This window comes from Tenacibaculum sp. MEBiC06402 (assembly GCF_049239625.1).
Taxonomy (GTDB): Bacteria; Bacteroidota; Bacteroidia; order Flavobacteriales; family Flavobacteriaceae; genus Polaribacter.
The window spans coordinates 1-1,736 of the sequence record NZ_JBMKKT010000034.1 but is presented as its reverse complement, the minus strand read 5'-3'; the positions used below and the strand labels follow the sequence as shown (position 1 = coordinate 1,736).

General features: G+C 28.0%; 2 protein-coding genes. Both read left to right on the top strand.

Annotation, left to right across the window (positions count from 1 at the left end; genetic code table 11):
- The first annotated feature begins 96 nt into the window (after positions 1-96).
- A complete protein-coding gene (locus tag ACOSP6_RS00315; RefSeq protein ID WP_422092388.1) occupies positions 97-843 on the top strand; it encodes a hypothetical protein in 747 nt (248 codons plus the stop codon).
- 162 nt (positions 844-1,005) lie between these two features.
- A complete protein-coding gene (locus tag ACOSP6_RS00310; RefSeq protein ID WP_422092444.1) occupies positions 1,006-1,665 on the top strand; it encodes a hypothetical protein in 660 nt (219 codons plus the stop codon).
- The last annotated feature ends 71 nt before the right edge of the window (positions 1,666-1,736 follow it).

The following is a 1,736-nucleotide window of genomic DNA, read 5'->3' as shown; positions in this document are numbered from 1 at the left end:
GAAATTCAATCTTATTAATTATCTTTCCACAACATCGTAAAAGAACTCGTGTCCTTTTCACGCAAAAAATCATACACAAATACGTTGGCAAAAATTATGAAAAAGACAATCCTACTTATTACCTTTTTAACAATTTCTGTTTCCTGTAAGAATAAAAATGATAAATCTGATTTCATTGGAAACTGGAGTACTACATCTGACACAAAAACTCAAAAAATAGATATTTCATTTTTTAAGGACTCAATGGTAATTAATGATTCTTTTTATTTAGGCACATACTCAAACAAATGGAAAATTAAAGACTCGAAAATTGAACAATCTCTTTTAAGAGGAGATACTAATATTTTAAAAACTCAAAATAATATTAACTTCATCTTTAACTCAACAAAAGACACTCTTCTACTAAAACACGAAAACGATTCCAAGACATATATTAAGTTTAGAAAAATTAAAAACACATTTGAATACTTTGAAAATGAAATCGGACTCAAAATTCAATTAAAAGAGAGTGAAAAACCGATTGTTCAAATCGATAATAATCAGTTCAATTTCAATATCTATTTGACTAAAAAGAAAAATCGACTAATTACTAAAACTGATTACGCTAATAATCTAAATAATCTAATTACCCAAATAATTCAGTTCGAAACTTTATTTACCAAGAAAGAGAAAGAAAAATTAAGATTTACTTTATTCTCAGATAAAAGAGTGTCTGAAAAACAGATCGATTCTATTAAATCCTTGCTATCATCATACTCTATTAAAAATGTATTTGAAGTTTACAAATACAAAGAGAATGTTTGGAATGAGGAACCAATTTGGTTAGGAACATATGACAATTAACTTTTGCCAACAAGTTGTATAATTAATTGCGGCTGTCCCGAAGCTTCGGGACCTCACCGGAAATTCAATCTTATTAATTATCTTTCCGTAACAACGGAAAATGACTCGCGTCCTTTCCCGCAAAAAATCATACACAAATACGTTGGGCATAATTTGTAAATAATGAAAAAAACACTCTTAATTTTAATTATCGGAATTTATAATATTGGATTTTCACAGACAATAACTGAAATTGACTCAGTTTCGAATGTAATGTGTAATTATCTCAAAAAATTAAATATCGAGAATGACACCCTAAAAATAAATTCTCTATTTGAAAACCAATTTTATCCATATCTTGGAAAATTAGACAAATCAAAAGCTCAAAAAACTGGTCAACAACTTTACTACAGACTTCAAAGAAACTGTGTAGAATTTAGAGATTTATTAGACAGATTAGAACCGCCAAAAGAATCTGTACAAAGAATAAAAGAGAAACCAAAACCTAAAATTTCAAGAGAGCAACTTGATGAATTTAAAAGAAGAAAAGAGTTTTATTACTTTGAAGTTTCTGGAGATACGACAAGAGTAAAAATGGAAAAAGGAAACTGGACTGACTCATTTTCTAATAATACCTTTTCAAAACTAACTTATAATTGGATTAACGAAACTGAATTCGAATTAACATTTGTGGAGAGCAACAATGAAACAAGATCTAATTTTAGCGTAAAAGGAGATAAATTTATTTATCAAGTTTTATCCAAAGAAGACGGATTTTATCTTATGACTGTGAATATTCCTGGACAAGATACTTTTGAGAAATTTAAAATTTATTTCAAATAGAAACTATGCCCAACAACGTGTATAATTAATTACGGCTGAATTTCCTCACCGGAAATTCAATCTTATTAATT

Bases quoted from the DNA above. Each gene is read 5' to 3' on its own strand.
- ACOSP6_RS00310 (WP_422092444.1), top strand. From the start codon at position 1,006: ATGAAAAAAACACTCTTAATTTTAATTATCGGAATTTATAATATTGGA.
- ACOSP6_RS00315 (WP_422092388.1), top strand. From the start codon at position 97: ATGAAAAAGACAATCCTACTTATTACCTTTTTAACAATTTCTGTTTCC.